The organism is Rossellomorea sp. ABR4_004 (assembly GCF_056159585.1).
Genome location: NZ_JBSWVM010000002.1, coordinates 443,759 through 469,335, shown reverse-complemented (window position 1 = coordinate 469,335; position 25,577 = coordinate 443,759). Strand labels below are relative to the sequence as shown.

General features: G+C 42.8%; 32 protein-coding genes and 1 riboswitch. Of the genes, 28 read left to right on the top strand and 4 right to left on the bottom strand.

The features are described from left to right. The first annotated feature begins 10 nt into the window (after positions 1-10). Positions 11-796, top strand: coding sequence for a class I SAM-dependent methyltransferase (locus ACXAF2_RS15215; RefSeq protein ID WP_475139873.1), 786 nt, complete (start codon positions 11-13; stop codon positions 794-796). After that, positions 769-1,107, top strand: coding sequence for an NIPSNAP family protein (locus ACXAF2_RS15210; protein ID WP_475139872.1), 339 nt, complete (start codon positions 769-771; stop codon positions 1,105-1,107). The genes ACXAF2_RS15215 and ACXAF2_RS15210 overlap by 28 nt, the downstream gene beginning before the upstream one ends. 92 nt (positions 1,108-1,199) lie before the next feature. Here the strand turns inward: ACXAF2_RS15210 and ACXAF2_RS15205 are convergent, their stop codons facing one another. Next, positions 1,200-2,585 carry a polysaccharide deacetylase family protein gene (locus tag ACXAF2_RS15205; RefSeq protein ID WP_475139869.1) on the bottom strand — a complete coding sequence of 462 codons (1,386 nt, stop codon included), beginning with the start codon at positions 2,583-2,585 and terminating at the stop codon, positions 1,200-1,202. 187 nt (positions 2,586-2,772) lie between these two features. Here ACXAF2_RS15205 and ACXAF2_RS15200 point away from each other — a divergent pair, with 187 nt between their 5' ends. The 6 genes from ACXAF2_RS15200 (at position 2,773) to ACXAF2_RS15175 (ending at position 7,638) form a co-directional block, all read left to right on the top strand. Next, positions 2,773-3,042, top strand: coding sequence for a DUF3986 family protein (locus tag ACXAF2_RS15200; RefSeq protein WP_475139867.1), 270 nt, complete (start codon positions 2,773-2,775; stop codon positions 3,040-3,042). A 226-nt stretch (positions 3,043-3,268) separates the two neighbouring features. Beyond that, positions 3,269-4,102, top strand: coding sequence for a glycerophosphodiester phosphodiesterase (locus ACXAF2_RS15195; protein ID WP_475139865.1), 834 nt, complete (start codon positions 3,269-3,271; stop codon positions 4,100-4,102). Between the two features lie 258 nt (positions 4,103-4,360). Beyond that, positions 4,361-5,083 carry a polysaccharide deacetylase family protein gene (locus ACXAF2_RS15190; protein ID WP_475139863.1) on the top strand — a complete coding sequence of 241 codons (723 nt, stop codon included), beginning with the start codon at positions 4,361-4,363 and terminating at the stop codon, positions 5,081-5,083. Continuing rightward, positions 5,073-5,672, top strand: a complete 600-nt coding sequence (locus ACXAF2_RS15185) for a DedA family protein (protein ID WP_475139862.1) — start codon at positions 5,073-5,075, stop codon at positions 5,670-5,672. Before ACXAF2_RS15190 ends, ACXAF2_RS15185 begins: the two co-directional genes overlap by 11 nt. Next, complete coding sequence (locus tag ACXAF2_RS15180) at positions 5,669-6,841, top strand: MGDG synthase family glycosyltransferase (protein WP_475139861.1); 1,173 nt, start codon at positions 5,669-5,671, stop codon at positions 6,839-6,841. The genes ACXAF2_RS15185 and ACXAF2_RS15180 overlap by 4 nt, the downstream gene beginning before the upstream one ends. 242 nt (positions 6,842-7,083) lie before the next feature. Continuing rightward, positions 7,084-7,638: a class I SAM-dependent methyltransferase gene (locus ACXAF2_RS15175; RefSeq protein WP_475139860.1), complete on the top strand. Its 555-nt coding sequence runs from the start codon at positions 7,084-7,086 to the stop codon at positions 7,636-7,638. Between the two features lie 158 nt (positions 7,639-7,796). Here the strand turns inward: ACXAF2_RS15175 and ACXAF2_RS15170 are convergent, their stop codons facing one another. Next, positions 7,797-8,330: a GNAT family N-acetyltransferase gene (locus ACXAF2_RS15170; RefSeq protein ID WP_475139858.1), complete on the bottom strand. Its 534-nt coding sequence runs from the start codon at positions 8,328-8,330 to the stop codon at positions 7,797-7,799. Positions 8,331-8,844: 514 nt separating this feature from the next. On the opposite strand from ACXAF2_RS15170, the gene ACXAF2_RS15165 reads away from it, so the two are divergent. From ACXAF2_RS15165 to ACXAF2_RS15090, 16 genes are all read left to right on the top strand, one after another. Further along, on the top strand, positions 8,845-10,035 hold the full coding sequence (locus tag ACXAF2_RS15165; RefSeq protein WP_475139857.1) for an MFS transporter: 1,191 nt from the start codon (positions 8,845-8,847) through the stop codon (positions 10,033-10,035). Positions 10,036-10,132: 97 nt separating this feature from the next. Continuing rightward, positions 10,133-10,480: a hypothetical protein gene (locus ACXAF2_RS15160; RefSeq protein WP_475139856.1), complete on the top strand. Its 348-nt coding sequence runs from the start codon at positions 10,133-10,135 to the stop codon at positions 10,478-10,480. An 18-nt stretch (positions 10,481-10,498) separates the two neighbouring features. Beyond that, the gene (locus tag ACXAF2_RS15155; protein WP_475139854.1) at positions 10,499-10,945 is read left to right on the top strand and encodes a GyrI-like domain-containing protein; all 447 of its coding nucleotides are present in this window, start codon (positions 10,499-10,501) and stop codon (positions 10,943-10,945) included. 298 nt (positions 10,946-11,243) lie between these two features. Then, the gene (locus ACXAF2_RS15150) at positions 11,244-11,573 is read left to right on the top strand and encodes an HMA2 domain-containing protein (protein ID WP_475139853.1); all 330 of its coding nucleotides are present in this window, start codon (positions 11,244-11,246) and stop codon (positions 11,571-11,573) included. Then, positions 11,570-12,100: an HMA2 domain-containing protein gene (locus tag ACXAF2_RS15145; RefSeq protein ID WP_475139852.1), complete on the top strand. Its 531-nt coding sequence runs from the start codon at positions 11,570-11,572 to the stop codon at positions 12,098-12,100. Before ACXAF2_RS15150 ends, ACXAF2_RS15145 begins: the two co-directional genes overlap by 4 nt. Further along, positions 12,100-14,229, top strand: coding sequence for a heavy metal translocating P-type ATPase (locus tag ACXAF2_RS15140; protein WP_475139850.1), 2,130 nt, complete (start codon positions 12,100-12,102; stop codon positions 14,227-14,229). Before ACXAF2_RS15145 ends, ACXAF2_RS15140 begins: the two co-directional genes overlap by 1 nt. Next, entirely contained in the window at positions 14,178-14,753 is a 576-nt protein-coding gene (locus tag ACXAF2_RS15135) for an HMA2 domain-containing protein (RefSeq protein WP_475139849.1), read from the top strand. The genes ACXAF2_RS15140 and ACXAF2_RS15135 overlap by 52 nt, the downstream gene beginning before the upstream one ends. Before the next feature lie 20 nt (positions 14,754-14,773). Beyond that, on the top strand, positions 14,774-15,016 hold the full coding sequence (locus ACXAF2_RS15130; RefSeq protein ID WP_475139847.1) for a hypothetical protein: 243 nt from the start codon (positions 14,774-14,776) through the stop codon (positions 15,014-15,016). A gap of 13 nt (positions 15,017-15,029) precedes the next feature. After that, on the top strand, positions 15,030-15,242 hold the full coding sequence (locus tag ACXAF2_RS15125; RefSeq protein ID WP_475139845.1) for a hypothetical protein: 213 nt from the start codon (positions 15,030-15,032) through the stop codon (positions 15,240-15,242). Positions 15,243-15,463: 221 nt separating this feature from the next. Beyond that, on the top strand, positions 15,464-15,688 hold the full coding sequence (locus ACXAF2_RS15120; RefSeq protein WP_475139844.1) for a hypothetical protein: 225 nt from the start codon (positions 15,464-15,466) through the stop codon (positions 15,686-15,688). A gap of 118 nt (positions 15,689-15,806) precedes the next feature. Then, positions 15,807-16,604 (top strand): AAC(3) family N-acetyltransferase, encoded by a 798-nt coding sequence (locus ACXAF2_RS15115; RefSeq protein ID WP_475139843.1) that lies wholly within the window; start codon positions 15,807-15,809, stop codon positions 16,602-16,604. Between the two features lies 1 nt (position 16,605). After that, complete coding sequence (locus ACXAF2_RS15110) at positions 16,606-17,262, top strand: hypothetical protein (RefSeq protein ID WP_475139841.1); 657 nt, start codon at positions 16,606-16,608, stop codon at positions 17,260-17,262. Between the two features lie 15 nt (positions 17,263-17,277). Next, positions 17,278-17,589, top strand: a complete 312-nt coding sequence (locus ACXAF2_RS15105) for a hypothetical protein (protein WP_475139840.1) — start codon at positions 17,278-17,280, stop codon at positions 17,587-17,589. A gap of 71 nt (positions 17,590-17,660) precedes the next feature. Next, positions 17,661-18,164, top strand: coding sequence for a DNA topology modulation protein (locus tag ACXAF2_RS15100; protein WP_475139839.1), 504 nt, complete (start codon positions 17,661-17,663; stop codon positions 18,162-18,164). A 390-nt stretch (positions 18,165-18,554) separates the two neighbouring features. Continuing rightward, a complete protein-coding gene (locus tag ACXAF2_RS15095) occupies positions 18,555-19,376 on the top strand; it encodes an alpha/beta fold hydrolase (protein WP_475139837.1) in 822 nt (273 codons plus the stop codon). 117 nt (positions 19,377-19,493) lie between these two features. After that, positions 19,494-20,513: a C45 family autoproteolytic acyltransferase/hydolase gene (locus ACXAF2_RS15090; RefSeq protein WP_475139836.1), complete on the top strand. Its 1,020-nt coding sequence runs from the start codon at positions 19,494-19,496 to the stop codon at positions 20,511-20,513. Between the two features lie 87 nt (positions 20,514-20,600). On the opposite strand, the gene ACXAF2_RS15085 is transcribed toward ACXAF2_RS15090, so the two are convergent. Then, on the bottom strand, positions 20,601-20,774 hold the full coding sequence (locus ACXAF2_RS15085) for a hypothetical protein (RefSeq protein WP_475139835.1): 174 nt from the start codon (positions 20,772-20,774) through the stop codon (positions 20,601-20,603). A gap of 165 nt (positions 20,775-20,939) precedes the next feature. Further along, complete coding sequence (locus tag ACXAF2_RS15080) at positions 20,940-21,164, bottom strand: IDEAL domain-containing protein (RefSeq protein ID WP_282137216.1); 225 nt, start codon at positions 21,162-21,164, stop codon at positions 20,940-20,942. A gap of 190 nt (positions 21,165-21,354) precedes the next feature. Next, positions 21,355-21,552, top strand: a riboswitch (cobalamin riboswitch). 176 nt (positions 21,553-21,728) lie between these two features. Here ACXAF2_RS15080 and ACXAF2_RS15075 point away from each other — a divergent pair. The 4 genes from ACXAF2_RS15075 to prpB all read left to right on the top strand — a co-directional run bounded on the left by ACXAF2_RS15075 (position 21,729) and on the right by prpB (position 25,539). Then, a complete protein-coding gene (locus ACXAF2_RS15075; protein ID WP_475139833.1) occupies positions 21,729-21,953 on the top strand; it encodes a hypothetical protein in 225 nt (74 codons plus the stop codon). Next, positions 21,954-23,069, top strand: a complete 1,116-nt coding sequence (mmgD, locus tag ACXAF2_RS15070) for a citrate synthase (RefSeq protein WP_475139832.1) — start codon at positions 21,954-21,956, stop codon at positions 23,067-23,069. It abuts the gene before it with no gap. A 103-nt stretch (positions 23,070-23,172) separates the two neighbouring features. Beyond that, positions 23,173-24,606 (top strand): 2-methylcitrate dehydratase, encoded by a 1,434-nt coding sequence (gene prpD, locus ACXAF2_RS15065; RefSeq protein ID WP_475139831.1) that lies wholly within the window; start codon positions 23,173-23,175, stop codon positions 24,604-24,606. Positions 24,607-24,624: 18 nt separating this feature from the next. Further along, positions 24,625-25,539, top strand: coding sequence for a methylisocitrate lyase (gene prpB, locus ACXAF2_RS15060; RefSeq protein ID WP_475139829.1), 915 nt, complete (start codon positions 24,625-24,627; stop codon positions 25,537-25,539). Positions 25,540-25,577 lie beyond the last annotated feature (38 nt).

Below are 25,577 nucleotides of genomic sequence, written 5' to 3'. Positions count from 1 at the left end.
GGGGATTAAGATGCTGGATATTCTGAAACAAAATAAAAAAAGCTGGGATAAAGTCGCCCGCCATTTTAACGGGAAGGATGCCTTGCCGAGTTACGGGCCGTTTACACAGACGGAAGACGAATTGAGGCTGTTTGATGACATCACCAGCAAAAAGGTGCTTGATATCGGGTGTGGCAGCGGGCACTCCTTACTTTATATGAAGGAAAGGGGTGCCAGTGAATTATGGGGCGTTGACCTGTCAGGGACCCAAATCGAGACGGCAAAAGAAACGTTAAAGGGCTTGAATGCCAACTTATCCAGTTCTCCTATGGAAGAAGACATCGGTCTGCCGAAGGATTATTTTGACATCGTATACTCGATCTATGCCATTGGCTGGACAACAGACCTGCCATCTACTTTAAGGTTGATTCACTCGTATTTGAAAACAGGCGGTTCAATGATCTTTAGTTGGGATCACCCCTTATACCCCCATATGAAAAGTGAAGATGGCCAAATCTATCTGGAGGGAACATACCAGCAAGAGGGAATCACCACGTACCCGAACTTTAAAGGCGAAGATGCACCTGTCGTCATCCCGAAACGAAAACTGAGTACATATATTAATGAAGTCATCAAAGCAGGATTTACGATTGAATCGGTTATTGAAAGCGATGTATCAGCAGCTTTAGACTCAGTGGAAGAGGAAGTGTCGGATCGCTATTACTCCTTATATAAGGCGAGGAGATTTCCTACTACGATGATCATCAAGGCAAGGAAAGAAGGGCCGTCATGTTCTATAGAAGAAAGTTCTATCTAGTCAAAAAAGAGTTCGTCGAAACGTTCAATGATCATTTCAACCACACCAATCTGCCGAACCAGCTTAAACATGGCTCGCGACTGATTGGTCGCTGGATGAAGGATCATGATGAAGAGACCGTAGAGATCTTCGCCATTTGGGAATACGACAGTCAAGACAATTATATGAAGATTGAAACCAGCATCAGGAATGATGAAGCGCATCTGAAACGGATCAAGGATTGGTACGAAGAGCATGGCGGGAAGGAACATGTAACTAAGGAATATATTATAGAAATGAGGAACGAGGCGTTGGAGACGACGGTTCGGTGAATGAGGTGATAGGTGAGCATGATGATGTGATTCACTTGTTGTGAAGGCCGGACGGTTCTACTGCTTTCAAAGCAATGGAACCGCAGCCTCTTTCAAATATTGCCGTAGTAAGGACCGGCACTCTCCTCTGCATTAATCGATTGTAACTGGGAGACGGTTACAAAGTGATAACCATCCTTTTTAAGTGTTGTTAGTAATGTAGGTAAAGCGTCAGCTGTTGTGGGATGAACATCGTGTAACAGGATGATCGACCCCGGGGTGAGTTCCTTCTGAACAACCCGATTGATGGCATCGGCGTTCTTGTTTTTCCAATCGAGTGAATCGACGGACCATAGGACGATTGGGGAGCCATAATTACCAGCCACCTCCACCACCTCATGATTGATCGCTCCATAAGGCGGGCGTAAACTAGAGGGGATTTGACCAGTCGCTTCCTCGATTTTCCGGCTGGAAATTTGGATCTCTTGTGCCACTAGATTCCTTCCGATTTTCGTCAAATCTTGATGGTGGTCTGTATGATTGCCGATTTCATGGCCGGCTTCGGCAACTTGTTTCGCGAGGGAAGGGTATTTTTCAGCCTGACTTCCCAGCATGAAAAAAGTGGCCTGTACGTCATGGGCTTTGAGTATCTTGAGAATTCGTGGAGTTACCTCAACGTTGGGGCCATCATCAAACGTAAGAGCCACATATTTCCCTTCAGGTTCAATGGATGCATTTACAGGTGTTCCTTCTGATGTACCTAATGCATCTGCCGTTTTTTCATTTAGATAAGGGCGGATCAGTTTAATGGGAACCTCTACTTGGATTGGGCCAGCCCCTTTAGAAGCGATTTCCGACTCTTCAAAGTACAACGTGAGTGTGGTGGGGGTTATGGCCCAATTCCACGATGCAGGGTCACTTAATACCTTATCTATCTTGTCATCCACCAGATTGATCGATTCATTTTTTAGGATTTGGTTTCGGATTACATGGATGGCCTTGCCACTGGTTTGCATGATGTCAGGTAGGTGTAAAATTCTTTTTTCAGAAGCATCAATAGTATAGATTTTCACCTGTTGTTGACCACGTATATCATTCACCAACTGATACGAGTTAAAGATTATACTATATGTATCTTCTGTCGCTTTCTTTACATCGGCTTGGATGATTAAGTGAGCACGGTAACCATCTCCAAGCTCTTCCTTGTTTTCCTTTACTGCTGCTAAAAATGCTTCTTTCTCTTGCTTGATCCATCCTTGTATGGGCTTATGAATGGTTGAGTCCCCGATAACCGGAGTCTTAACGGACATCGTATATGTATCTGTCTTCTCAGTCACCGTCTCAAAGTTTATACTCGATAGGGATGCCTGCCCTGAATCCTTGTCGAATCCGATTCCAACTACCAACTGAGCCATCCCATAAACCAAAGAAAATCCTATTACAAACAACACAACCCATCCCGGCCAGCGTATCCGCCTAAAGGGTATCTTTTTCAGCATACGTTATCCTCTTTCCTGGCATAAAGGTCTTTTACCTTATGTGCAAATATAGTAATCAATTAATCCCAATTATTTCAAATAAATGGAATTAATTCAATGCTTTCGTTTCAAAAAGATGAAGTTATATCAGATCTACCAATCTTGTTTTAGACATAATAAATATGATCGGTGGTAGGAGTGAATGGACATGAAATATGACGATAAATATCATCTGCACTTAGGTTATTACGAAAATAACTGTGATTATGAGTCTATTGCGTATAAAAGGTTATCGGAGGATGTGTGGGATGTCTTCTTTGACATTGAACAATATGGACTTGAACAAACAATCGAAGTAAATGAGTTATCACTAGAGGGAATGGGCACAAGAATTTTTTCAATCAGCGGAAATGATCTACCCTATGAAACTGGTGTGAAGAGATTTGAAGAATGGTTGGCGATGCATAAAATCATCTGATCATTTCTGGCATATGCTAATGGGGTTTGATTTCAAAAGCAAGAAAATTATAAGTAAAATGGACCAGTACCTCATCTCCCCCCTGAATTTGTAAATTATCGTAAGAAAAAAGGTCGAATTTTGTTCACACAATCTTCATTAAGCTGTATTTATATCTACATATCAACTCAACATCCCTTTCCTAAAATAAAGTAGAAATACATATTCAGGATTGGAGATGAAGAAGTTGAACAAAAAATTACTAATCGGTACAGGGGTTGCATTTTCATTATTACTCAGCCCGTTCAGTCAGGCGTTTGCAGAAGAACCGACAGCAGGGGAAAGAAAACAGGTGGATAATGTAGCACACCGGGGGGCAGCAGGTTATGCACCTGAAAATACGATCGCCGGTTTTGATCTGGCGGTTGATATGAAGGCGGATTACATTGAAATCGATGTTCAGCGAAGTAAAGATGGTGAATTGGTCGTCATCCATGATACAACGGTGGATCGTACAACAGATGGAACCGGGAAAGTCGGGGATTTAACCCTGGAACAGCTTCGTAGCCTTGATGCCGGCAGTTGGAAGGGAGAAGAATTTGCAGGAGAACCGATTCCGACCTTTGAAGAGATTTTGGATCGTTACCATGGAAAAGTGGGGATCTTAATCGAATTAAAGGCTCCAGAGCTTTACCCTGATATTGAGGAACAAGTGGCAGAAGCATTAAGAAAGCGGAATCTCGACAAGCCCCAAAATGAAAAAATCATTCTTCAATCGTTTAACTTTGACTCGATGAAAAAAATGGACAGGTTGCTTCCCCGGGTTCCGGTCGGTGTATTAACTTCAAACAGGGCACTTACAACAGAGGCAGCGTTAAAAGAAATCTCAACCTATGCGGAGTGGTTTAACCCAAGCTATGGAATCGTGACAGAAGATGTCGTGAATGAAGTCCACTCCCGGGGGATGCAAATTGGATCTTGGACGGTACGCAGTCAGGAAGCGGCAGACTTTCTTTTCGACATGAAGGTTGATGCGATCATTACGGATTATCCGGATTATGTAGATCCTAGAAACGAATAGTCTTGTGACAAAGGAGTGGCTTCTGCTGCTCCTTTTTTAGTTTCAAGACTTACCCTCCACATGAGCCCCTTTTTCACAAATTCATCCATTACCTATAAAGTACATAGTCCCAGCCTCACCAAGTCAGCTAACTCGAAAGCCTTGATATAAAAACCGGTTCACTTTATGATGAATGGAGACTTTAGGAATATAGTCGAAATCATATGCTTGCACTTTTAATAGAATGCTATGAAAGAACTTATGTTGGAGTTGTACACGATGAAGTGGGTCTATATCACATTAACGATCGTGCTGATGTACTCGGTCTATTCCGTCATCAGCACGGTTTATATACGAAAAAGGAATGACAGTATTACGAGAAGGGTGAATGTTCCGGGGGCGATTGCATTGACATTTGACGATGGACCGGATCCCATGTATACCGGTCAACTACTCGATGTCCTCAGTAAGCACGGGGTTAAGGCTACTTTTTTCGTGGTCGGAAGCAAAGTAGAGAAATATCCTGAGCTTTTGAAACGGATGAAAAGGGAGGGGCATACAATCGGGATTCATCATTATACCCATGTGTCCAGCTGGTTTTTAACCCCTTTTCATTTGAAAAAGCAGCTGGAGCAATCACGTATGGTGATCGAGAACGTCACCCATGAGAAACCGATCTATTATCGTCCACCGTGGGGCCATTTTAATCTATCCACCCTGTTTTTATCCAGGGACTATGAGGTTGTAATGTGGTCCCACATCTTTCAGGATTGGAAGGTGAAGAACGGTGGGGACTTACTTGAACGAATGAAAGAGGCGGATCATGACGGTTCCATATTCGTTCTTCATGACAGCGGGATGACGTTCGGGGCCGATGAGAAAGCTCCCCATTATATGATAGAGTCATTGGATGCATTCCTTGAGGACGCCTTAGAGAAACAGATCCGATTCGCATTGCTAACAAATACAGTATCGAAGGAGCAGGCAGTAAATGGGCAGTGAAGAGATTATCCAGTACATTCAAAGCTACGGTTATTTCATCATTTTCCTGTTTCTTTTCTTCGGGATCGTCGGCATACCTGCTCCGGAAGAGTCCCTTTTGTTCTTAGTGGGGCTCTTGGCAGCCAAAGGCCAGTTAATGCTTTCTTTGGCGTTGGTCTGCTCATTCCTGGGTGTCTATTCAGGAATGATTACAGGGTTCTATGGTGGGAGATTCATTGGACAGCCGCTTATTGATCGATACGGAAGATGGATCGGGTTGTCTAAGGAAAAGGTTCTTAAGTATGAACAGCTGTTTACAATGCACTCAACCAAGACTTTACTGTTTGGCCTGTTTATGCCGGGACTGCGTCAATTGAGTCCGTATCTCGCTGGAATATTCGGTACACGGTACATGGCCTTTTTCTTCCTTACCATGGCGGGATCGGCGATTTGGACGGTTTCATACATTATCCTTGGATACTGGCTTGGCAACACTCTTTCCATTAATCCAGCCTATGTTCCATACGTAGGGGTAGGATTACTATTGATTTTTATCCTTACAACGGTGTGGGGATCTGTTAAAAAGAAAAAAGAGAGGTATTTGGAATGAAGATTGTGATTCTATCGATGTTCAGTGTCCCAACCGGACATACGAAAGTAGCCGAGGTTCTACAAGACAGCATAAGACATGACTATCCGGACGCTGAAACCAAGATCATTGATTTCCTGTCTTTCTCGAATCCTCTTCTGGAAAAAATGATATCCGGCGTTTATTTTAAATGGATCAGAACGTCACCGGAAAGCTATAAAGGCTTCTATCAAAAGGTGATGATGAAGGATAAAGAACAGAGCATCTTTTTGAGAAGCATTTCCCGATTTGCCACCTACTTTGAAAAGAAGGTGTTGAAAGTAGTGGAGGAAGAAAAACCTTCACTGGTAATTTGCACTCATTCCTTTCCATCGAAAATGATCGGAAGGCTGAAGTCAAGGGAGGGGGCCATTCCCTGTAAAACAATGAATGCGTATACCGATTTTTTTGTGAACGGTGTTTGGGAAACCGGCAAGATCGATTATCACCTTGTCCCGACTGCCGAGGTGAAAGAGACATTGATCAGGCATCACAACGTTTCTTCGGATCGTGTCTATCAAACCGGGATCCCCGTTTCGGACGTATTTAAGTGTAAGGACTCATCTCAGAGTCCCCGCTCCAAAAAGGGAAAACATATTCTTGTTGCGGGAGGAAATAGCGGATTATGTGTGTGGAAGAATGGCATTAAGGGCTTTTCCCGATACCCGGATGTCCATTTCTCCGTATTATGCGGTCATAATCACAGGCTGTATCGTTCGCTTCTCAATCAACCGAATATTACGCCCTACATGTATATTCAGGACCAGGAAGAACTGAATGCTTTATATGACGCAGTGGATGGTATCATCACCAAACCCGGTGGAGTCACAATCAGTGAGGTCCTTCATAAAAAAATCCCTGTGTTCATCCTTGATTATCTTCCTGGTCAGGAAGAGTTTAATTTGCATTATCTTGTAGGGCAGGATCTCGTTTTCCACATTAGGGATGCAGACGATTTCTCTTCCCTGGAGGAAATTCTTTATGATCACAAGGAAATTCAACATAGAGTAGAAAATATGGAAACCTATTTATCCTCCCTAACCGGCGGCTTAACTGATGTTTTGCGGAGAATTCAGGAGGAGACCCGGCAGACGATCAAAGTGAAATCAGTCAAGGGAAAAGCGGATATCGGGGTCTTTCTTTCGAGTTGAAGGGAATAGAGGTTGGTTCAGAATGGTTCTGTGCTTCCATCGCTTCTCTTGGTTTAAGCATTTGATTGTATAGGAAAGACAACTAAATAAGGGTAAACAGGGCCTGACCTCGACACATTCAAGTATCACTGTGTTGGGGGGCAGGTCCCTTTTTGTGGTATGATTATCCAAAAAAAGGTAGTGAATCTCCAGCTTTTTTACTTACACATGATTACCTATAAAAATAAGTGAGGTACTACTAAATGAGTCTTAATGAAATAAAAATCGTCATCGGCGCAGGTGAATATATGAATAATCCTGGCTGGATCCACACACAGGAAGAGGATTTGGATTTATTAGACGAACGTACATGGGTAAACAGGTTCCATGAAACCTATGTAGATGCGATCTTGGCTGAACACGTCTGGGAACACCTTACATACGAAGAAGGGTTAAAGGCTGCAGAACTATGTATGAAATTCCTGAAGCCTTCCGGGTATATTCGGTGCGCCGTTCCTGATGGCTATTTTCCCGATGAATCGTATCAGCGTATTGTGCAGGTTGGAGGGCCAGGTCCAAAAGATCACCCGGCTGCGGGGCATAAGTTCGTTCACAATTACCAAACGTTGACGAAAATGTTTGAAACGGCTGGATTCGTAGTGACATTGCTTGAGTATTTTGACGAAGAAGGAATGTTTTATCAAAATCATTGGGACGGAGCTGACGGGGTGATTTTTCGTTCTAAGAAGTTCGATCCTAGAAACCATGGGGACAAAATGGCTTTTCCTTCTTTAATTATTGATGCTGTTAAGCTATGAAACTATAGTATGAAGTGATTGCTTGGAACCATATTCGGAATTGAACGTCTAAATGCACACGAAGGTCTTACCTCAATATAATTTATCACATGGGGTTTCATATACTTCAAAAAAAGAGGCTGTCCTGGCACTTCTACCGGGACAGCCTCTTATTATCTTTATTCTGAAAAAGCTTCCGAATAATGAACGACACCTTCTACATTTTCAAGAGAATGATCGGTCAATTCCAAAGCCATAAATACTTCATCAGGCACTTCAAACGGGGGTTTGATATTCCAAAGTGCCGCTTGCTTAAAGCCAAACCTTGGATAATAGTCTTTGTGACCTAACACAATCACGGAATGATAACCGATCTCTTCAGCCTTTTGCAGGGCTGCACGTATCAATTGGCCTCCGATTCCCTTTTTTTGAAAGGGGGGAGCGACAGACACGGGAGCAAGTGCCAGAGAATCTGCCACTTTATCATGGTCGACAATGGTGATTTTAGATAGAAGGATGTGGCCGACCACTTCATGGCTCTGGTTGATGGCAACCAATGAAAGCTCAGGAATACATGCATCTGATTGTCTAATGGTATTGACAAGCAGATGTTCTTTCTTATCGCTATACTCCTCATGTAAAAATGCTTGTTTTATCATTTCTTCCGTCTTGCTATATTCCTCTGGGCGTAATTGTCTAATATAGATATCCATTTATAGTCTCCTATTCTTTCATAAAAGTGGTTGGGTTCAAACATAAATGGTTACTTTCTTAATGAATAGAGTCATTAAGAAAGTTTTCAACCCAGTAATAAGCAGTTGTTATGCAAACAAAAACCTCCAAATTAGTATGCGTTTATTTTATTCAGTTATATACCCGGGGTCAACCTCTGTTTAAGGACTGCTTGTCCAGAACCGGAATGAACTATATAATAAAAAAGAATCTTAAACATAAAGGAGGGAAAAATCATGCATTCGTTCACTGTAGACATCAAAGCTGAGAAAAAATATCTTGTCTTCATGATGTCTATTTTTGGAATTTCAGCTGTCCTCGGGACAAGTCTGTCCTTTTTTAGCTGAATTTCAATAATGTGAACGTATGTATGATTTCCTGAAAATAGCGAAAGCCACGGGGAATGATTCCCTGTGGCTTTTTTGATCTAGCTGCGGCGGCTAGAGCCGCCTCCGCTTTTCTATTAACCTTATGTTTATGAGAGGACGAAATTAAATGATTAAGACAAGAAAAAATATATATCTGCTTTATTTTTATCTCTTTTTTGCCCAGTTGTTCTTTGACCGGGCTTTGTGGGTCATCTACCTTGGCGATAAGGGGATGACCTTCGGTGAAATCGGCATATTGGAGGCGTTTCTCCATTTGGCCATCGTCCTGTTTGAGGTTCCGACAGGGATGATCGCAGATTTGTATGGGAGGAAGGTCAGCCTGGTGATCGGGAATGTGTTCAGTCTCCTTTATGCCTTGTTCATGCTGATGAGCGGGACGTTTTCGATGTTTACCCTGGCCTTTCTATCCATGGGTCTCATGGTGACCTTTCATTCCGGTGCCGAGCAGGCGTTTGCTTATGACACGTTGAAGAATGAAAAGCGTGAGAAGGATTATACGAGGGTAATCGGAAGCATGACGGCCATTTCCCTCCTATCCTTGAGCCTTGCCAAATTCCTCGGGGGATTCATGGCAGAGATCAGCTGGGAATGGGTATATGGTGCAACTATACTGACCCATATCCTTGCACTGATTCCACTGTTTTTCATGAAGGAACCGGAACGTGAAAAGACGGAGGACATCGGCGGACGGTGGTATAACCAGTGGGTTCATCAGTTTAAATTAGGGGTTGCCGTTTGGAGAAATAACACGGTCATTCATCAGCCTGTTGTGCTATTCATCTTAGCGAGTGCAGTCATGGTGATCATGGTGTTCTACGGACAGGAATACTTCATTCAATTAGGCTACTCTCCTGTCGTCGTGGGAGCGGTCTTTACGATTGAAGGGCTCCTTGGCGTCGTGATGGCGAAGATTGCTTACAGGGTGGAGGCGCGATTTAAGTTCTTCAATATTTTATATTATGGCTTAGGTCTATTCCTCTTCTTTTTCATCCTGTTCATCTTCGCAACGGACTGGGCGATCCTGATATCGTTTCTGTTCCTTGCACAGCTCTTGAGTCTGTTCGAACCGATCTTCAGCTCATTCGTGCAAAACTTTCTGCAAAGCAATATCAGGTCAACTTTCCTTTCCCTGATCGGATTAATGGAGAGCTTCGTCATCATGATCAGCTTTCCGTTATTTGGATTTGCCATTGAACGAACTGGGTTTACCGACGGGTTCGCGCGTCTGCTTTTGATTTTCTTCGTGCTGGCATGCGGGTATTTGGTTGGTCAGAGATTTATTCAACGGATCAGGTAAAGAAGGAGCTTCTCACTTTTAGGTGGGGGGCTTTTTTTACATCGCATCAGGAAAATTATGTTAAAATTGAGAGGTAAAACTATAATAGGGGGTCAAAATGAAATATCTTTTTGATTTTTTTCTTGCAGTATTTTTAAATGGTTTTTCTTATTACATCGCAAGCTTCGTTCTTAGCACTGGATTGCCTATTTGGCAGGCATTGATCATCGGTTTTTCTGTCGTTTCACTCGGGGCTTTGACTGAAGCTTTGGGAAGCCCGATGTGGTTGATTGTATTGGTTCCATTTCCAGTGGGGATGTTCTTGCTTTACTCTTTCCTTCAAGTATCGGTTTCTCAATGGTTTTTGACGTATTTGCTCACTCTTGCCATATACACCGTCATCCATATACCGATGAGTTATTTCTTTACGTTCCATTCGTTAATTCCGGCATGGAAACTATCTTAATCAAAAGGAGAGATTGTTGTGTATGCTGAAAAAATGAAAAAAACGTTCCGAGTAATAGGGCTAAAAGGGGAAGGATCTTTTACTGATTTTAGCACGGAGGTACCGAAACTGGCCCGGCAATTTCTAGAGAGGTTACATGAAATCGAAGCCGTGCCTGGTCCTGAAATCGCCTTTTATGAACCGAAGAGGGATACGGACCATTTGGAAGGGATCTATTATGTAGGGATCATGGTGGACGAATCCCTCACAAACGTTCCTGTCGGGATGGAGTATATCGAATTGGACGAAGTGTATGTTACGACGAAAGGGAACGTTCGACATATTGGCAAGCTTCATAACGATCTTTTAAATTGGATGGATGACCAGGGATATAAAAGGAAACCGAAATCCTATATTGTTGAAACCTATCATCCATTGGAAGATGGCGAAGAAGAAGCAGAGATTTACATACCCACTCAAATGTAATGTAGGATCTTCCCGAAGGTATTTTTTGACGATAGGAGACATTACGATCCATATGGAAAAAGGCAACCTATCATGGCTGCCTTTTTTCTTTTCCCGGAAAATATCAGTCTTTCAACATTCGAAAAAATGAGTAGATAGTTAGGGTAGGAAAACGATTATATAAGTCAATAACTGAAGTATTCATTCCAACAGAACACTCCCAGATCACTCTCTAAAATAGGAAAAAATATACTTGTAATAATATCCCATAACACGGTATATTATTAGATAATGTAAATTTTCTGTAAAGGAGATTGTTATGCTGACAAAAGTAAAACAAGCATTTTTCCTTAGACGAATCGAAAAAATGCTTTCCCGTTATCAAATAAAGGTCATGCATTTCATTCCCGGCCGTGTAAGATTGTCCTCTCCTTACTGGGAAGGGAATTCGAAGATTGTGGCGTCACTGCTTCCGATTTTACAATTGGAAGAGCATATTCAATCTGTCCGTCACACATCTGAAACAGGTACTATTTTAGTAGAATACAAGACGGATGCCAATGTGAATGAGGACCAGATCGAGGAGTGGATCCACACCGTTCAAAGGGTACATAATGACGTCATTGCGAGAGAAGTGGCGCAGGTATGATCCAGACGCTGGTCGGCTTAGGTGCGTCCATTCTGGCACCAAGCATCATGAAGAGATTAAAGGATCAGAAGGTCCAAGTTGTCCACGCCATGCCGGGGCGTGTTCGACTGCAGAGTGATCATTGGAAGGTAGAGAAGATAGCTCTTGCCCTGGAAGAACATTTCAGACAGCTTTCCCTTGTTAAATCGGTGAAAGCTTCTGGTATTACGGGGAGTTTGTTGTTGGAGTTTCAAACCCCTCACTTAACACCGAAGCAATTTGATGAGCTTGTTCAAATGGCTGTTCACATCTCTACTCAAGCGTATGGTGATATCGATTCCAAGATGAAGAAATCGATGAGAAAAGGGGTTCATACAGTGGACCATATGATCAAAAAGCAGACGGGGGGGAAGGCAGACTTCGAATCGTTGATGGCTGCCTGGTTACTTTTTAAAGGGGCAACGGGGTTTGCCGCCAACCCGGCTTTTGCGAGCAGCCTGCTTTACTGGGCGTATACCCTTATGACCAAAGAAGGTGGTGACAGGTAGTGAATAAGATTCGAATTCTACATGCCATTCCTGGTAGAACTCGACTTTTCTTTCAAACAGACAGCCATCCGAGGATCATTGAAGCCAATTTTCGTTCAATGCCCGGTGTGTACTCAGCCGTTTATACTTCTGAAACCCACTCGATCCTCATCCATCATGATGCTTCGGTTACGGCACGCGATATCCTCATCACCGCTAAACCCAGACTTTCTGAGCCTGTCGATCAAGAGATAAATTATAAGAAGGAACTCGCGATCAGTGGCCTTGCCTTTTTAGTGGATGTGCTGTTTCCGGCCAAGAGTCTTGTCGGGTTCAGACAATTGTTTCGGCCTGGTGCCCTGATGAGCATGTATGCTTCCCGAAACATCATTGCACACGGCACGAAAGGAATCATGGAATCCAAAAAGCCGAATGCCGACACGTTGAGTACAGCAGCTATTTTTGCCTCTTTATTAAAAGGGAATCCCCGTTCCGCTTTGGTCATCCTCTTTATGTCTACCTTGAGTGAGATCATCACCGAGATGACGGCTAAACGAACAAGTAATTATGTCAGGGACATGATGAACTTAGACGTTTCGTACGTATGGAAGATTGACTCTAAAGGGAATGAAAAGAAAGTGGCCATTCAGGATATCTCTGTGGGAGACGACATCATGGTGTTTGAAGGGGAAAAGGTTTGTGCCGATGGATTGGTCCTGAGTGGGGCGGCAAGTATCGATGAATCCTCTATCACAGGTGAATATTTTCCGAAAGAGATTACTCACAACCAGAAAGTGTATGCGGGAACCATTGTCAAATCCGGGAACATCAGGGTGAAGGTGGAGCAGATAGGGGATCAAACTGCCGTTTCAAAGATTGTTCAATTGATTGAAGATGCCCAGCAGAAGAAAGCCCCCATACAATCGTATGCCGATGAGCTATCCGAACGGCTCGTACCTGTCTCCTTCTTATTGGCGGGACTCATCTTTGTCACCACACGGAGTTGGGATCGGGTATTGAATATGCTGGTGATCGACTTTGTTTGTGGAATCAAACTGTCCACGGCTGCAGCCATTTCTGCTTCTATCGGAAGAGCGGCTCGAAAAGGGGCACTCATAAAAGGCGGAGAGTATGTTCAAAGCCTCTCGAAAATTGATACGGTCATCTTTGATAAGACGGGAACCCTTACACAAGGAAAGCCCGTCATCAAACAAATCATCCCCTATAACGGTTACACCGAAAGGGAGATTCTCACGTATGTGGCTTCTGCCGAAGAGCATTCCTCTCACCCCATTGCAGAGGCGATGATGACTCTTGCCAGGGAATGGGGTCTTGAACTCCCAGAACATGATCATGAAAGCATGGAACAGATTGTTGGTCATGGAGTCAAAGCACGGGTAGGGGAGGTAAACGTATTAGTCGGGAATAAAAAGCTTCTGTTAAAAGAAAAAGTGGATACAAGAGGCCTCAAATTCATCCAAAAGCTCGCTCAGAAACGTAATGCCGTCATGGTTGCTTTAAATGGTCAGGTGGCGGGAGTCATTGTGATTGAGGATGAGATCCGGCATGGAATGAAGCGTACGATCAATCAATTAAGACGATCAGGCATTGATGAAGTGGTCATGATCACAGGAGATCATCGACAGGTTGCCCATGAAGTGCATCAAGAGCTTCAATTAGATGCTTATTATTCAGAGGTCCTCCCACATGAAAAGGCCAAGTATGTGAAAGATTTCAAGCATGCCGGCGGGAAGGTGATGATGGTCGGGGACGGGATCAATGACGCCCCTGCCTTAGCATATGCAGATGTAGGAGTGACGATGGGTGGGAAGCGGACTGACATTGCCGTAGAAGCTAGTGACGTGGTCATTACCTCTGATAATCCGATCATTATTTCAGATGTGGTTCAATTATCGAAGGATACGATGAAGAAGATTCATCAGAACTTCACGATGACGATTGCCGTCAACAGTGTCGCCATCCTGCTCGGTGCTTTTGGTATGACTGCACCGATCGTTGGTGCTGCCATTCATAATGCGGCCACTATCGGCGTATTACTGAATAGTACGACATTACTCTTGAAGGAGGAGCGAGTTCAATGGAAGGAACCTTTACCATCATCCACGACATACCTGGTCGACTCCGCCTGATCATCCCGGCCCTTCATGATAAAAAGGACTATGAACAAATCAAGGATATGTTTTCCTCTATTAAAGGAATTCAGAATGTGAGGATCGAGCCGATCATCCAGTCAATGGTCATATTCTATGATAAAACCAAAATCAACAAAAATGTGATTCTGCGTTTTATCAGTCTGTTTTTCAAGCAAACGAGATTCGATCCTCTCGATCATATTATGGTCAATATGACACCTGCCCTCAGGAAAGATCTGTTAAGGTCCTTAGTGACAGGATTTCTCATTCTGCTGGCGTATATAAGGAAATCTTCCGGGAAAATACCGGGCGTTTTGGATTATGCGGTGATCATTTCAACAGCCTATACCGTCCTGTCTCATGGACAGAACAAACTAAGGCATCCTGATGTCATAACGGGCATTGTAAGCATGCTGTCATTAGGTGCCGGTAATATTCTTCATGTAGCCACCTTGACGTGGGCAGTCAACATCGTCGAATTATTTAATGATGCAAATAAGAGCAAAGCGCTTTTATTATAAAAAATTTAGGGGGACTTATCATGGTAATGAACAAAGATTTTCTAATGGGATTCGTATCTGGGACTGTCGTTGGAGCAGTGGGGTACCGACTGTATGAACAAAACCAAGGGCAACTATCCCAGTTAATCCAACACAATCCGATTTCCAACAGTCTGCCATCCATGCAACCTTCACTGAGGCAGGACTTATCCATTGAGGATTTGATTTCCCAGAAAGAACGCCTCGAGGATCTGATTGCGGAAAAAAAAGTAACAAGCAACTAAGAGTGAATCTATCATGGGGGAAAACACGATATATTTAGGATACTATAAAGGATCAACGGACCTTGAAGCCATAGGTCTATGGGAAAATGGATGCTGGGATGTGTTCCTCGCTGAAAACGAACATCCCAATCTACAACACTACCTCTTTCGTGCCGCTTCCATCGACGAAGCCTACGACCACTTCTACCAATGGATAGAACAACACTTAGGAATGACCCCGGCATAAGACCGGGGTCATTCTTTTTTAGTGGGACTTTTCAGAGGGACGGACCTTTGAAAAATGTGAGACAGGAGGGCTTGTCCACAACAGGGTAAGCTGCATTTTATTATGGAAAATATTTCTTGAGTAAGAGGTATATATTTGAAATAATTGGTATTAGGGGAATGGGTATATAAGTGAAACTAGTAGGGAGCAGGTAGGAATAAATATGAAAGGGGTTGTACCACATGAAATATCTCTGGGTGGGTGCAAACATTTTTATGCCAGTTTTGGTGTTATTATTGGCTTTTGCTACCTGGATCGGGTACATTGCTGAAGATATTCGGGAGTATTATGACTATAAATGGGCAGCCCTTCTTCTTTTATTAGTGGGATACAGTGTGCAGTTTTATAAAAAAACAATCGGTCTGATCATCGTGTTGATAAGCGTTGCTATTTGGTTTTTACTATAGCTGACTCTCCCTCCTTGAAAAGGAAGGTTAATAGAATAATAGGTTTTGGTGAGCTTGATACTTTCTTTATCCCCAAAATATTTAAGGCAATAAATAAGTATGGAAAGGCTGAGCATTCATGGGACAAGGAAAACTCGTAACGAAAAATCAGATGATCCATGACTTAGGGGAATTAGGTGTACGCCAAGGCATGACCATCATCGTCCACTCTTCCTTAAACTCGCTTGGAAGAGTCATTGGTGGCCCGGTTTCTGTTATCCTGGCACTGGAAGAAACGGTCGGGGAAGAAGGAAACATTGTAATGCCGACACAGACCGAGCAGCTTTGTGACCCGGCGGAATATGGAAGCGGCTATACAGATGAAGAGATGAAGATCATCAGAGAGAACATTCCGACGTATCACCCCGATTTAACCCCTACATGCTATATGGGCTTCATTCCTGAGACGTTCAGGAAGCAAAAGGGAGTGATTCGAAGTGCCCATCCCCACACATCCTTTGCCGCCTGGGGTAAGCATGTTAAATACATAACAGAAGATCATGGCCTTCACTTTTCTTTAAATGAAAACTCTCCTTTAGGAAAAATCTACGAATTAAATGGCTATATTTTATTTCTTGGAGCACCGTCAGATTCGAATACCTCTTTGCATCTGGCTGAATACAGACAAGAAAACACGTTTGTTAAAGAAAAAATCTGGGATGTGAAGGTTGAAGAGAATCATAAAGAAGTATGGACGACGTATCAGGATATTAATAATGAGTCGGATGATTTTGATAAGATATTTGATGATTTTCGTAAAGAAACAGACTATGTAAAAGAAGGCACGGTCGGTGAAGCAAGGAGTTATTTAATCCCCATGAGAGAGATGGTAGAGTATGCTGTTGGGTGGATGAATGAAAACAGGGAGGGGACATAGGATGCAATTATTTCATTATCACTGGTGGACGGATAAAGTGGAGGAAATGGAAAGATTTTATCATCAGTCAGGATTTGAAACCAAGTTAAGAGTCGGTCGCCACAATGGGGAAATGCACACATTCAATCCTCCTTTGAATTGGGAGGATTTTAGAGAGAAAGACATTCGATTTAGAATCATCGAGATGGTCAAAGGTCAAACCAATATTACATTTGGACACGGAAAAAAGGATATGTTCGACCATATTGGCTTCTTGGTCACGGATACTGAGTATTCAGAGGTGCTAGAGAGGGCGGGAGAACTTCAGTGGAAGGTGAATGAAGGAGAGAGAAGAACGTTCATATCCACTCCCTGGAAGTTTCGGATCGAACTTCAAAGGAGGCGGGAAGTGGTCAGTGAAGAAAAATACCCATCTATCCAAGCGATGGAGATTCACATGCCCTTCTGTGAAGACCCTTCCTTAGTAAGCAGTCTATTAGACTTTGAACTGACCGAACAAACTAGTGGGAAAGTGACAATAGAGAACAAGGGGTGCACCCTTACTTTTTGCAACAGTATGGAAAAGGAAGCGAGTCTGCATTCCGTTGTATACCTTGCTGATCATGATTTCAGCAATATCGACCCTGTTCAAACGAATTTAATTTGCAGAACAAAATAGTGGGAGTGGGAATTAGTGAAACGAAACCTTTTCATTATCGGGGTTTTAACGATGCTCCTTGCAGCTTGCAGCAACCAAGAGGAAATAACCGACCCTCACTTTATGTGGAACGGTAACAAGTATATCACTACCTATGAACCAATAGAGGAAGAGCGATTAGCAGAACGGGTGGGTGTGATAAAAGTTGATGTGGAAGCCATGGGTCTTCCCGAAGACACGCCACTTTATAAAATTGACAATCAAAATGAAAGTCCTGCAGACATGCTGGCTTATCAAATCGAGAAAAATCGATTCTATATAGCAAGGAAACTGGTAGTCCATCATTAAGTAGTATACGGGGCACACCTATTTTGTTTTCAACTATATATTTAATCCTTTCTAAGTTAAAGGAGGCCATCATGAAAAAAGTTGTACTTATTGGATCAGGTGGATCGGGGAAATCTACACTGGCCCGGCAACTAGGTGAAAAACTAAAGATAGATGTTTATCATCTTGATGCGATGTTTTGGAAGCCAAATTGGGTAGGTGTTCCAAGGGATGAGCAGGAAAAAGTTCAAAATGATTTAGTTAGAAAAGAAGAATGGATCATTGATGGGAACTATGGCGGGACAATGGAGATTAGACTGAATGCAGCAGATACCATCATCTTTCTCGATATTTCCAGAACAATCTGTGTCTACCGTGCTTCCAAAAGATTGTTGAAGTACAGAAATAAAACAAGACCGGATATGGGGGAAGGTTGCGAAGAAAGATTTGACTTGAAATTTTTTAAATGGATATGGAATTATCCGAAAACCAGGAGACCGGAAATTTTAAATAGACTTAAACAATTGCCTATAGATAAACAAGTCATCATGTTGAAGTCACCAAGAGAAGTTCAACGGTTTTTGGAAAAAGTATAATGTTAAATGAATAGAAAGGAATATTCTGGAACCTATTTTGCATGAATCCGTATATGTAGGAAAGGCTTTTTTATTCGAATGAAGGGGGCGTCATGATGGATTACGGATTACTTGCCATTGGAGTCGCTCTATTACTGATTTCGTACCTCGTCGGTGTGAAAAAACAAACATGGCTACTGGCGGGTTTCAATGAGTAAATGATTGAAGATAAGTCGAAGTTAGGTACAATAACAGGCTTTCTATACTTTCTTCAATTAGGGTTGCTTGGGATCGTTAATAGTCTATTCGATTATGCCCATGAAAGGCCCATTTTTGTGGCAGTCATGTTGGTTTTACTTACCATTGTGTTATTTATTAATAGAAAGCTCCGGAAATGAGGGGTGTGTATGGATGGAAGGAAAATATATCACGATCAATGGGAAATCGATCTATGTTTGTGTCAAAGGGAAAGGGGAGCCAATTATCTTTCTCCACGGCGGTCCAGGCGGGAGTCATGAGTATTTCCTGCCCCAAATGAAGCCTCTGGCTGAAGACTTTCAGATCATTCTCTATGATCAATCGGGGTGCGGAAAATCGGGAGGTGATACCTATTCCATAGAAGAGGAAATCAACACTCTTGAAGGCATAAGAAAGTCGCTGAAGCTGGAGAAAGTGACCCTGTTCGGCGAATCATGGGGGAGTATCCTGGCTTTGTCTTATGCAGCAAGATATCCATCCCATATCCATAAAATCATACTAACAGCCGCCATCGGTTTATCCTCCAAAGACTATGTAACGTTCAAGAAATGTTTCCTCCAAAAGTTGGGTCCCTATAAAAAAATGCTGCTCGGTTATTACTGGCTATCTTCCGTTTTCGGAATGGATGCATCCCGCAAACTTAATAACCTGATCGACCCTTATTATGTATATTCAGTCGATACATTGAAAAAGAAAAAGGAGATACTCTACAACAAGAAGGCCCTTGAGGACATAGGCAGAGATATTGAACAGAACTACAACCTATTCCCGTCCCTGCCTCAAATCGATTCATTACCTATTTTGATTGCCCAGGGGTCACATGACATTCTAGCCCCCGCCTATATTAGGGAAAATGTAACCCAATCCTTAAGAAGCGCAGAGCTCGTGGAAGTAAAAGAGAGCGGGCATTGGACCATCTTGGAACAACCTGGCCAGATTCTGGCATTGGCCCGATCTTTTATGAGCGGCGGATAACCTATACCTTAAGGGGGCAGCTCTACTTATTGGATTCAGTGATCAGTCCAAACCAAGCACAGAATGACAGGTGCAATATGATCAGAAAGTGTATGATGTCATCAAGGGGGAATGGATGTGTCTAACTTCAATGTACGTATCTTTCAAATCAGAGGCAGCTCTTTTCAGATTGGCTTGAAAACCGGTGAAAAGCTCCGGAATACTTCCATTCTAAAAATCTTTGAATCCATCACTAAGCAGGAGATTGATCTTCACAACATGAAGTCGATCTATTCTGCGTATGCTCCACATTTGCTGGAAGAGTTAGAGGGTCTGGCGCAGGGATTGGAAATTCCGCCGAACAGAGCAGCTGCTTTATTTAGTGGGTATGATGTTCCGAAGACAGAGGCGATGGGCTGCTCGGCCCTTCTGACAAACGAATACTACGTGAGGAATTACGATTTTTCCCCAGCTCTATATGATGGGATCTTCAGTTTGGTTCAAGCGGATCAAGCTTTTGCTACAGCGGGGTACAATCTTCAAATTTTGGGGAGGCACGATGGTGTGAACGAGAATGGGCTTGTTGCAGGATTGCACTTCGTCAGCCATGATGGCTATGCAAAAGGAGTGTCTCCCTGGGCTTCCATCAGGATGGTTTTGGATGGTTGCTCCTCTATTGACGACGCAGTTGCACTGCTGAAGGAAATCCCTCACTCCGCCTGTTATAATTTTTCCCTTGGAGATGGAAAAGGAAATATGGCAGAAGTCGAAGCAAGCTCAGAGAAAGTGACTATCAGGTATGGAGACTCCACCTTATCATGCGTGAACCATTTTCAGGATGAACAGCTTACTAGTAAAAATCGGGACTCTATAGAAGGATCGATCCAACGGAATAACCATCTGCTAGGGTTAATGGATATGAGACTTTCCCATCATGACATGTTCCACCATTTTAAAAGCGTAGAGTCACCTATTTTTTTCACAGATTACGAGAATTTATTCGGAACCCTTCATACCTTTTCATATTCCTATCAACATTCAAGGATCCTCACAACCATTGCCAGGAGCAGTCAGGTCCTGGACATAAACTTCCGGGATTGGGTGAATGGAGAAGGCATTCTTGAGGGGAGTTTAAATGGTTTTATTCAGGAGGGTTAGGAATCGGGAATTGTAATTTATAGGGGGCAATTAGAACATAAGTAATGGCCCCTTTTTTACTTAGGGGGCCATCATTGGTTGAACCAGCTATTCATTGATTTGTTGTTGCACCTGTTGGATTTTTTGTTGTGCTTTTTCAAGTTCCCTTTGAGCAAAGTGACACGCTTCTGATTCCATGCTATTTGAATTTACTTGTTTTAAATGAAGATGTGCTTTATGGATAATATCTTGTGCTTCTTGTAATTCGCTTTTAACGTTCATAGCCGTTCATCTCCTCACTAAATGATTCACCATTATCATGTGCAAGTCTTCAATGAATTACTCACCGAAATAAAAAAGAGAGAATGCCGCTGCCAAAGTCAGCAAGAACATTCTCCCCTTTTCATTATCTAGAAACCAATGGCTTATTTATATCCAATCAATTTTTTATACTGTTACATCCTTTTCCTCGTGATCTTTACGGATCTGATTTAACTCCTCCGTCAACCGCAGGAATTCCTCTTTGTTTCGATCACGTAATGATTGGTCGATTTTCTGTTCGAGTTGCTCTTTCCGGAATGTTAGCAGGGCCTTGTCCAAAATCATTTCTGCAAAAAGAGAGTCTATGCCGGGTACCTCGGACTGTGGTGAATTTAGCAAGTACTTCTTCATGAAAAATCAACTCCTTGACCTTTTTTCTATTATACTAACCATTATCTCAATATTCAAACATTTTAATTAAAAAAATTAAATTTAATTGAAGGGAAGGTAGTTGGAATCCAGTTTCATTGGATGGATAATAATACAAATAATAAAATAGTTTGTAATTTTTAGAAATATTTGATATGTTTGATTGGAAAACTGAATACGTGTAGAAGCAGGTGTAGAGGGATATGACGATCCTCTACTTAATAGGGAAGTTCGGTTAGAGTCCGACGCTGTCCCGCAACTGTAATTGGGAGCGATTCGAAAAAGCCACTGTCTTTAGAAATGTGAAGATGGGAAGGTTCGGAGAGTGATGATCATAAGTCAGGAGACCTGCCTGTTTCAGCACACATCAATACCTACGAGGATAGGGGGTGTTAAGTGCGAACGAGTGATCAACATTTTTTGTTTTGGCTTTTTGGGGGAGCAGAAAATGTTTATTTAAGCATCAGTTCGATCTTAACAACTTCTTTTTAGAAGTTGTTTTTTTATTGTCCATGAATAAACAAGACGGATTCGAGGTGAACTTCTTTGTATGGAACAGTTGAGTATTTTACCGATTACTTCAAAACGTGCATTATGAACAACTTCAGTGGAGAAAAGTCACTTATGCTTCCTTCGAATTATCAGCGATTGACAGAAGAAATCATGATGCGGATAGAAAAAAGTGAAGAAAAAGAAGTTTGTCTGAGTAATCTTGAAAGGGCTTACAACAAAATAAATGATGAGTTATTTGGAGATAGGAGGATGAGATGATTGGAAGCTAAAGAAAAATTTTTCCCGGGACTTGATGGTGTTGTTGCGGCAGAAACAAAGATCTCGTTTTTAGATACGGTACAAAGTGAAATTGTCATCCAGGGTTATGACCTTATTAAACTATCACAATCTAAAGAGTATATGGATATTGTCCATTTACTTCTGGAAGAGAGATTGCCGGATTCTGCAGAGAAAGAAGCGGTGGAAAAGGTGTTGAAAGGTGAATATGAAATACCTGGGGAACTGCTTGAAATATTCAAACAGCTTCCGGGAAATACACATCCCATGGATGGTCTTAGAACAGGAATTTCAGCACTTGCAGGACATGACAACAAACTCGATGATCGTTCATTACCCGTGAATAAAGAGAGGGCTTATCAACTTCTTGGAATGGTGCCCAACGTTGTAGCGAATAGCTATCGGATCATTCAGCAAATGGAGCCGATCCGTCCAAACGAAAATCTATCATACAGTGCAAATTTCTTTTACATGATCACTGGGCGAGTCCCTTCTCACCTGGAAGAAAAGATATTTGACCGTTCTTTAGTCCTTTATAGTGAGCATGAAATGCCGAATTCCACTTTCACGGCGAGGGTGATCGCGTCTACTCATTCTGATTTATACGGTGCTTTAACTGGTGCGGTGGCTTCCTTGAAAGGGAATCTTCACGGAGGGGCGAATGAAGCGGTTATGTACATGCTAAATGAAGCAGGCAGTGTGGCAGCATTTGAGGAGTTGCTCGAAATGAAAATGATGAAAAAAGAAAAGATCATGGGATTTGGGCATCGCGTGTATATGAAGAAGATGGACCCGCGGGCATTAATGATGAAGGAAGCGTTAAAAGAACTATGTGATGTAAAAGGCGACCACCTTTTATATGAAATGTGTGAAGCTGGTGAGAGAGTAATGGAGAGAGAGAAAGGGATCTATCCGAATCTTGATTATTATGCAGCTCCGGTCTATTGGATGTTGGGGATACCTATTCCACTATATACTCCAATCTTCTTTAGTGCCAGAACAGTCGGACTTTGTGCGCATGTGATTGAGCAGCACGGCAATAATCGACTCTTCCGTCCGCGAGTACATTATACAGGCGAGCGACGTGTATTTAATTAAACAACTGGGGAGTTGTAACGTCGCTCGCCTAATAGCAAATGGATATTTTGGCGAATACCCATTTATATCATAAATAACTTTTAACAGAAAAGGAAGGTATCTCATGCTGAAAACGAACGAAACGACGAAAACCGATGTGTTATTGGAAGAAATAGCTGATTATGTATTAGATAAAGATATCACAAGTACGGAAGCATATGAAACGGCACGCTATGTATTGTTTGATACGATTGGATGCGGAATTCTCGCTCTGAAATATCCGGAATGCACGAAGCTTCTGGGACCTGTCGTACCCGGGACAATTGTACCGAATGGGACTCGAGTGCCAGGTACATCGTTCGTCCTTGATCCTGTGAAAGGGGCATTCAACATTGGGTGCATGATCCGCTGGCTGGATTACAACGATACGTGGCTCGCTGCTGAGTGGGGACATCCATCTGACAACCTTGGAGGCATTCTGGCTGTAGCGGATTATGTAAGCCGGGTAAGGATTTCGGAAGGGAAAGAACCCTTACAAGTTCGGGATGTGCTAGAAATGATGATCAAGGCCCACGAGATTCAGGGAGTACTGGCCTTGGAAAATAGCTTGAATCGTGTAGGGCTCGACCATGTTCTATTTGTGAAAATTGCAACGACAGCTGTTGTAACGAAGATGTTGGGTGGATCTCGTCAGGAAATCATAAATGCGTTATCGAATGCATGGATTGACAATTCAAGCTTGCGAACATACCGACATGCTCCAAATACAGGCTCGCGTAAATCCTGGGCTGCAGGAGACGCAACAAGCAGGGGCGTTCACTTGGCAATGATGGCTGTAAAAGGTGAGATGGGCTATCCAACCGGACTTTCAGCGCCTGGATGGGGATTCCAGGATATACTCTTCAATAAAAAAGAATTGGTACTGGGCCGTCCGCTTGAATCGTATGTTATGGAAAACATACTGTTCAAAGTATCTTATCCGGCAGAATTCCATGCACAGACAGCAGCTGAGTGTGCGGTAAAGCTCCACCCAACAGTGATTAACCGACTTGATGAAATCGATGAAATCAGGATCATGACCCATGAATCAGCTATACGCATCATTGATAAAACAGGTCCTCTTCATAATCCGGCGGATCGCGATCATTGTTTGCAGTACATCACAGCCATCGGATTGCTCAAAGGCGATATCAGAGCGGAAGATTATGAAAATGAAACAGCCCTGGATCCAAGAATCGATTCCTTGCGTGAAAAGATGACCGTGGTAGAAAACAAACAATACAGTGAAGACTACCTTGATCCGAGCAAGCGCTCAATCGCAAACAGTGTACAAATTCATTTCACAGATGGATCCGTTACCGAAAATGTAGAATTAGAGTTTCCATTAGGGCACCGGTTCAGAAGAGATGAAGCGATTCCAAAGATTAAGGAAAAATTCATGAACAATATTAAAACCCACTATTCTAGCAAACAACAGAGATTGATTGAAGAAGCCTGCTATGATAGGGACACATTAGAAAACATGAAAGTGAATGAATTTGTAGATTTATTCATCTAGAAAAGGAGGATGGCCAAGATGGCATGGATTGTAGACCAACCGCTAGCACAAACAGAACTTGCCGACCAATTTCAAAAAAGTATGTCCAGTGAAACCATTTTGCAAATACCTGGCGCTCATGATGCGATGGCTGCCCTCATTGCAAAGGAGGCGGGTTTCTCAGCTCTTTATTTATCGGGAGCCGCTTATACAGCAAGCAGGGGACTTCCGGATCTTGGGATGCTGACGTCAACTGAAGTGGCAGAACGCGCCAAAGACCTAGTTCGTGCTACTAATCTACCGGTATTAGTCGATATCGATACGGGATTCGGAGGATATCTGAACGTAGCCCGTACGGCTAGAGAAATGGTGGAGGCCCATGTAGCTGCGGTTCAATTGGAAGATCAGCAATTGCCTAAAAAGTGCGGGCATCTAAATGGGAAACAACTCGTATCCCCGGAAGAGATGGTTCAGAAGATCAGGGTGATCAAAGAGGTGGCTCCTACATTGATTGTCGTAGCCCGTACGGATGCCCGCAGCAGTGAAGGACTGGAAGGTGCGATAGAGAGAGCGGCTATGTATGTAGAAGCAGGTGCAGACGCGATCTTCCCGGAAGCGCTTGAATCTGAATCCGAGTTTCGACTGTTCCGGAACCGTATCCGAGTTCCACTTCTCGCTAACATGACCGAATTCGGGAAAACCCCTTACCATACTGCCGAAGAATTTCAGGACATGGGTTTTCAGATGGTCATTTATCCTGTGACTTCATTGCGGGTGGCGGCGAAGGCATATGAACGGATGTTCCAGCTGATCAAAACGGAAGGCACTCAAAGAAAAGGAATCCAGGACATGCAGACAAGAAGCGAGTTATATGACACCATTTCCTATTATGACTTTGAAAATCTGGATAAAGAAATTGCAAAAACTCTCCTAACCGATGAACATAAATCGTAAAGCACAAATGGTAAAGGGAATCGTGATTCGCATCAATT

Bases quoted from the DNA above. Each gene is read 5' to 3' on its own strand.
- ACXAF2_RS15080 (WP_282137216.1), bottom strand. From the start codon at position 21,164: ATGAAGAAGTACTTGCTAAATTCACCACAGTCCGAGGTACCCGGCATA.
- ACXAF2_RS15085 (WP_475139835.1), bottom strand. From the start codon at position 20,774: ATGAACGTTAAAAGCGAATTACAAGAAGCACAAGATATTATCCATAAA.
- ACXAF2_RS15215 (WP_475139873.1), top strand. From the start codon at position 11: ATGCTGGATATTCTGAAACAAAATAAAAAAAGCTGGGATAAAGTCGCC.
- ACXAF2_RS15100 (WP_475139839.1), top strand. From the start codon at position 17,661: ATGAAAAAAGTTGTACTTATTGGATCAGGTGGATCGGGGAAATCTACA.
- ACXAF2_RS15175 (WP_475139860.1), top strand. From the start codon at position 7,084: ATGAGTCTTAATGAAATAAAAATCGTCATCGGCGCAGGTGAATATATG.
- ACXAF2_RS15095 (WP_475139837.1), top strand. From the start codon at position 18,555: ATGGAAGGAAAATATATCACGATCAATGGGAAATCGATCTATGTTTGT.
- ACXAF2_RS15210 (WP_475139872.1), top strand. From the start codon at position 769: ATGTTCTATAGAAGAAAGTTCTATCTAGTCAAAAAAGAGTTCGTCGAA.
- ACXAF2_RS15115 (WP_475139843.1), top strand. From the start codon at position 15,807: ATGGGACAAGGAAAACTCGTAACGAAAAATCAGATGATCCATGACTTA.
- ACXAF2_RS15200 (WP_475139867.1), top strand. From the start codon at position 2,773: ATGAAATATGACGATAAATATCATCTGCACTTAGGTTATTACGAAAAT.
- ACXAF2_RS15145 (WP_475139852.1), top strand. From the start codon at position 11,570: ATGATCCAGACGCTGGTCGGCTTAGGTGCGTCCATTCTGGCACCAAGC.
- ACXAF2_RS15135 (WP_475139849.1), top strand. From the start codon at position 14,178: ATGGAAGGAACCTTTACCATCATCCACGACATACCTGGTCGACTCCGC.
- ACXAF2_RS15160 (WP_475139856.1), top strand. From the start codon at position 10,133: ATGAAATATCTTTTTGATTTTTTTCTTGCAGTATTTTTAAATGGTTTT.
- ACXAF2_RS15190 (WP_475139863.1), top strand. From the start codon at position 4,361: ATGAAGTGGGTCTATATCACATTAACGATCGTGCTGATGTACTCGGTC.
- ACXAF2_RS15110 (WP_475139841.1), top strand. From the start codon at position 16,606: ATGCAATTATTTCATTATCACTGGTGGACGGATAAAGTGGAGGAAATG.
- ACXAF2_RS15205 (WP_475139869.1), bottom strand. From the start codon at position 2,585: ATGCTGAAAAAGATACCCTTTAGGCGGATACGCTGGCCGGGATGGGTT.
- ACXAF2_RS15185 (WP_475139862.1), top strand. From the start codon at position 5,073: ATGGGCAGTGAAGAGATTATCCAGTACATTCAAAGCTACGGTTATTTC.
- ACXAF2_RS15180 (WP_475139861.1), top strand. From the start codon at position 5,669: ATGAAGATTGTGATTCTATCGATGTTCAGTGTCCCAACCGGACATACG.
- ACXAF2_RS15165 (WP_475139857.1), top strand. From the start codon at position 8,845: ATGATTAAGACAAGAAAAAATATATATCTGCTTTATTTTTATCTCTTT.
- ACXAF2_RS15130 (WP_475139847.1), top strand. From the start codon at position 14,774: ATGGTAATGAACAAAGATTTTCTAATGGGATTCGTATCTGGGACTGTC.
- ACXAF2_RS15120 (WP_475139844.1), top strand. From the start codon at position 15,464: ATGAAATATCTCTGGGTGGGTGCAAACATTTTTATGCCAGTTTTGGTG.
- prpB (WP_475139829.1), top strand. From the start codon at position 24,625: ATGGCATGGATTGTAGACCAACCGCTAGCACAAACAGAACTTGCCGAC.
- ACXAF2_RS15170 (WP_475139858.1), bottom strand. From the start codon at position 8,330: ATGGATATCTATATTAGACAATTACGCCCAGAGGAATATAGCAAGACG.
- prpD (WP_475139831.1), top strand. From the start codon at position 23,173: ATGCTGAAAACGAACGAAACGACGAAAACCGATGTGTTATTGGAAGAA.
- ACXAF2_RS15150 (WP_475139853.1), top strand. From the start codon at position 11,244: ATGCTGACAAAAGTAAAACAAGCATTTTTCCTTAGACGAATCGAAAAA.
- ACXAF2_RS15125 (WP_475139845.1), top strand. From the start codon at position 15,030: ATGGGGGAAAACACGATATATTTAGGATACTATAAAGGATCAACGGAC.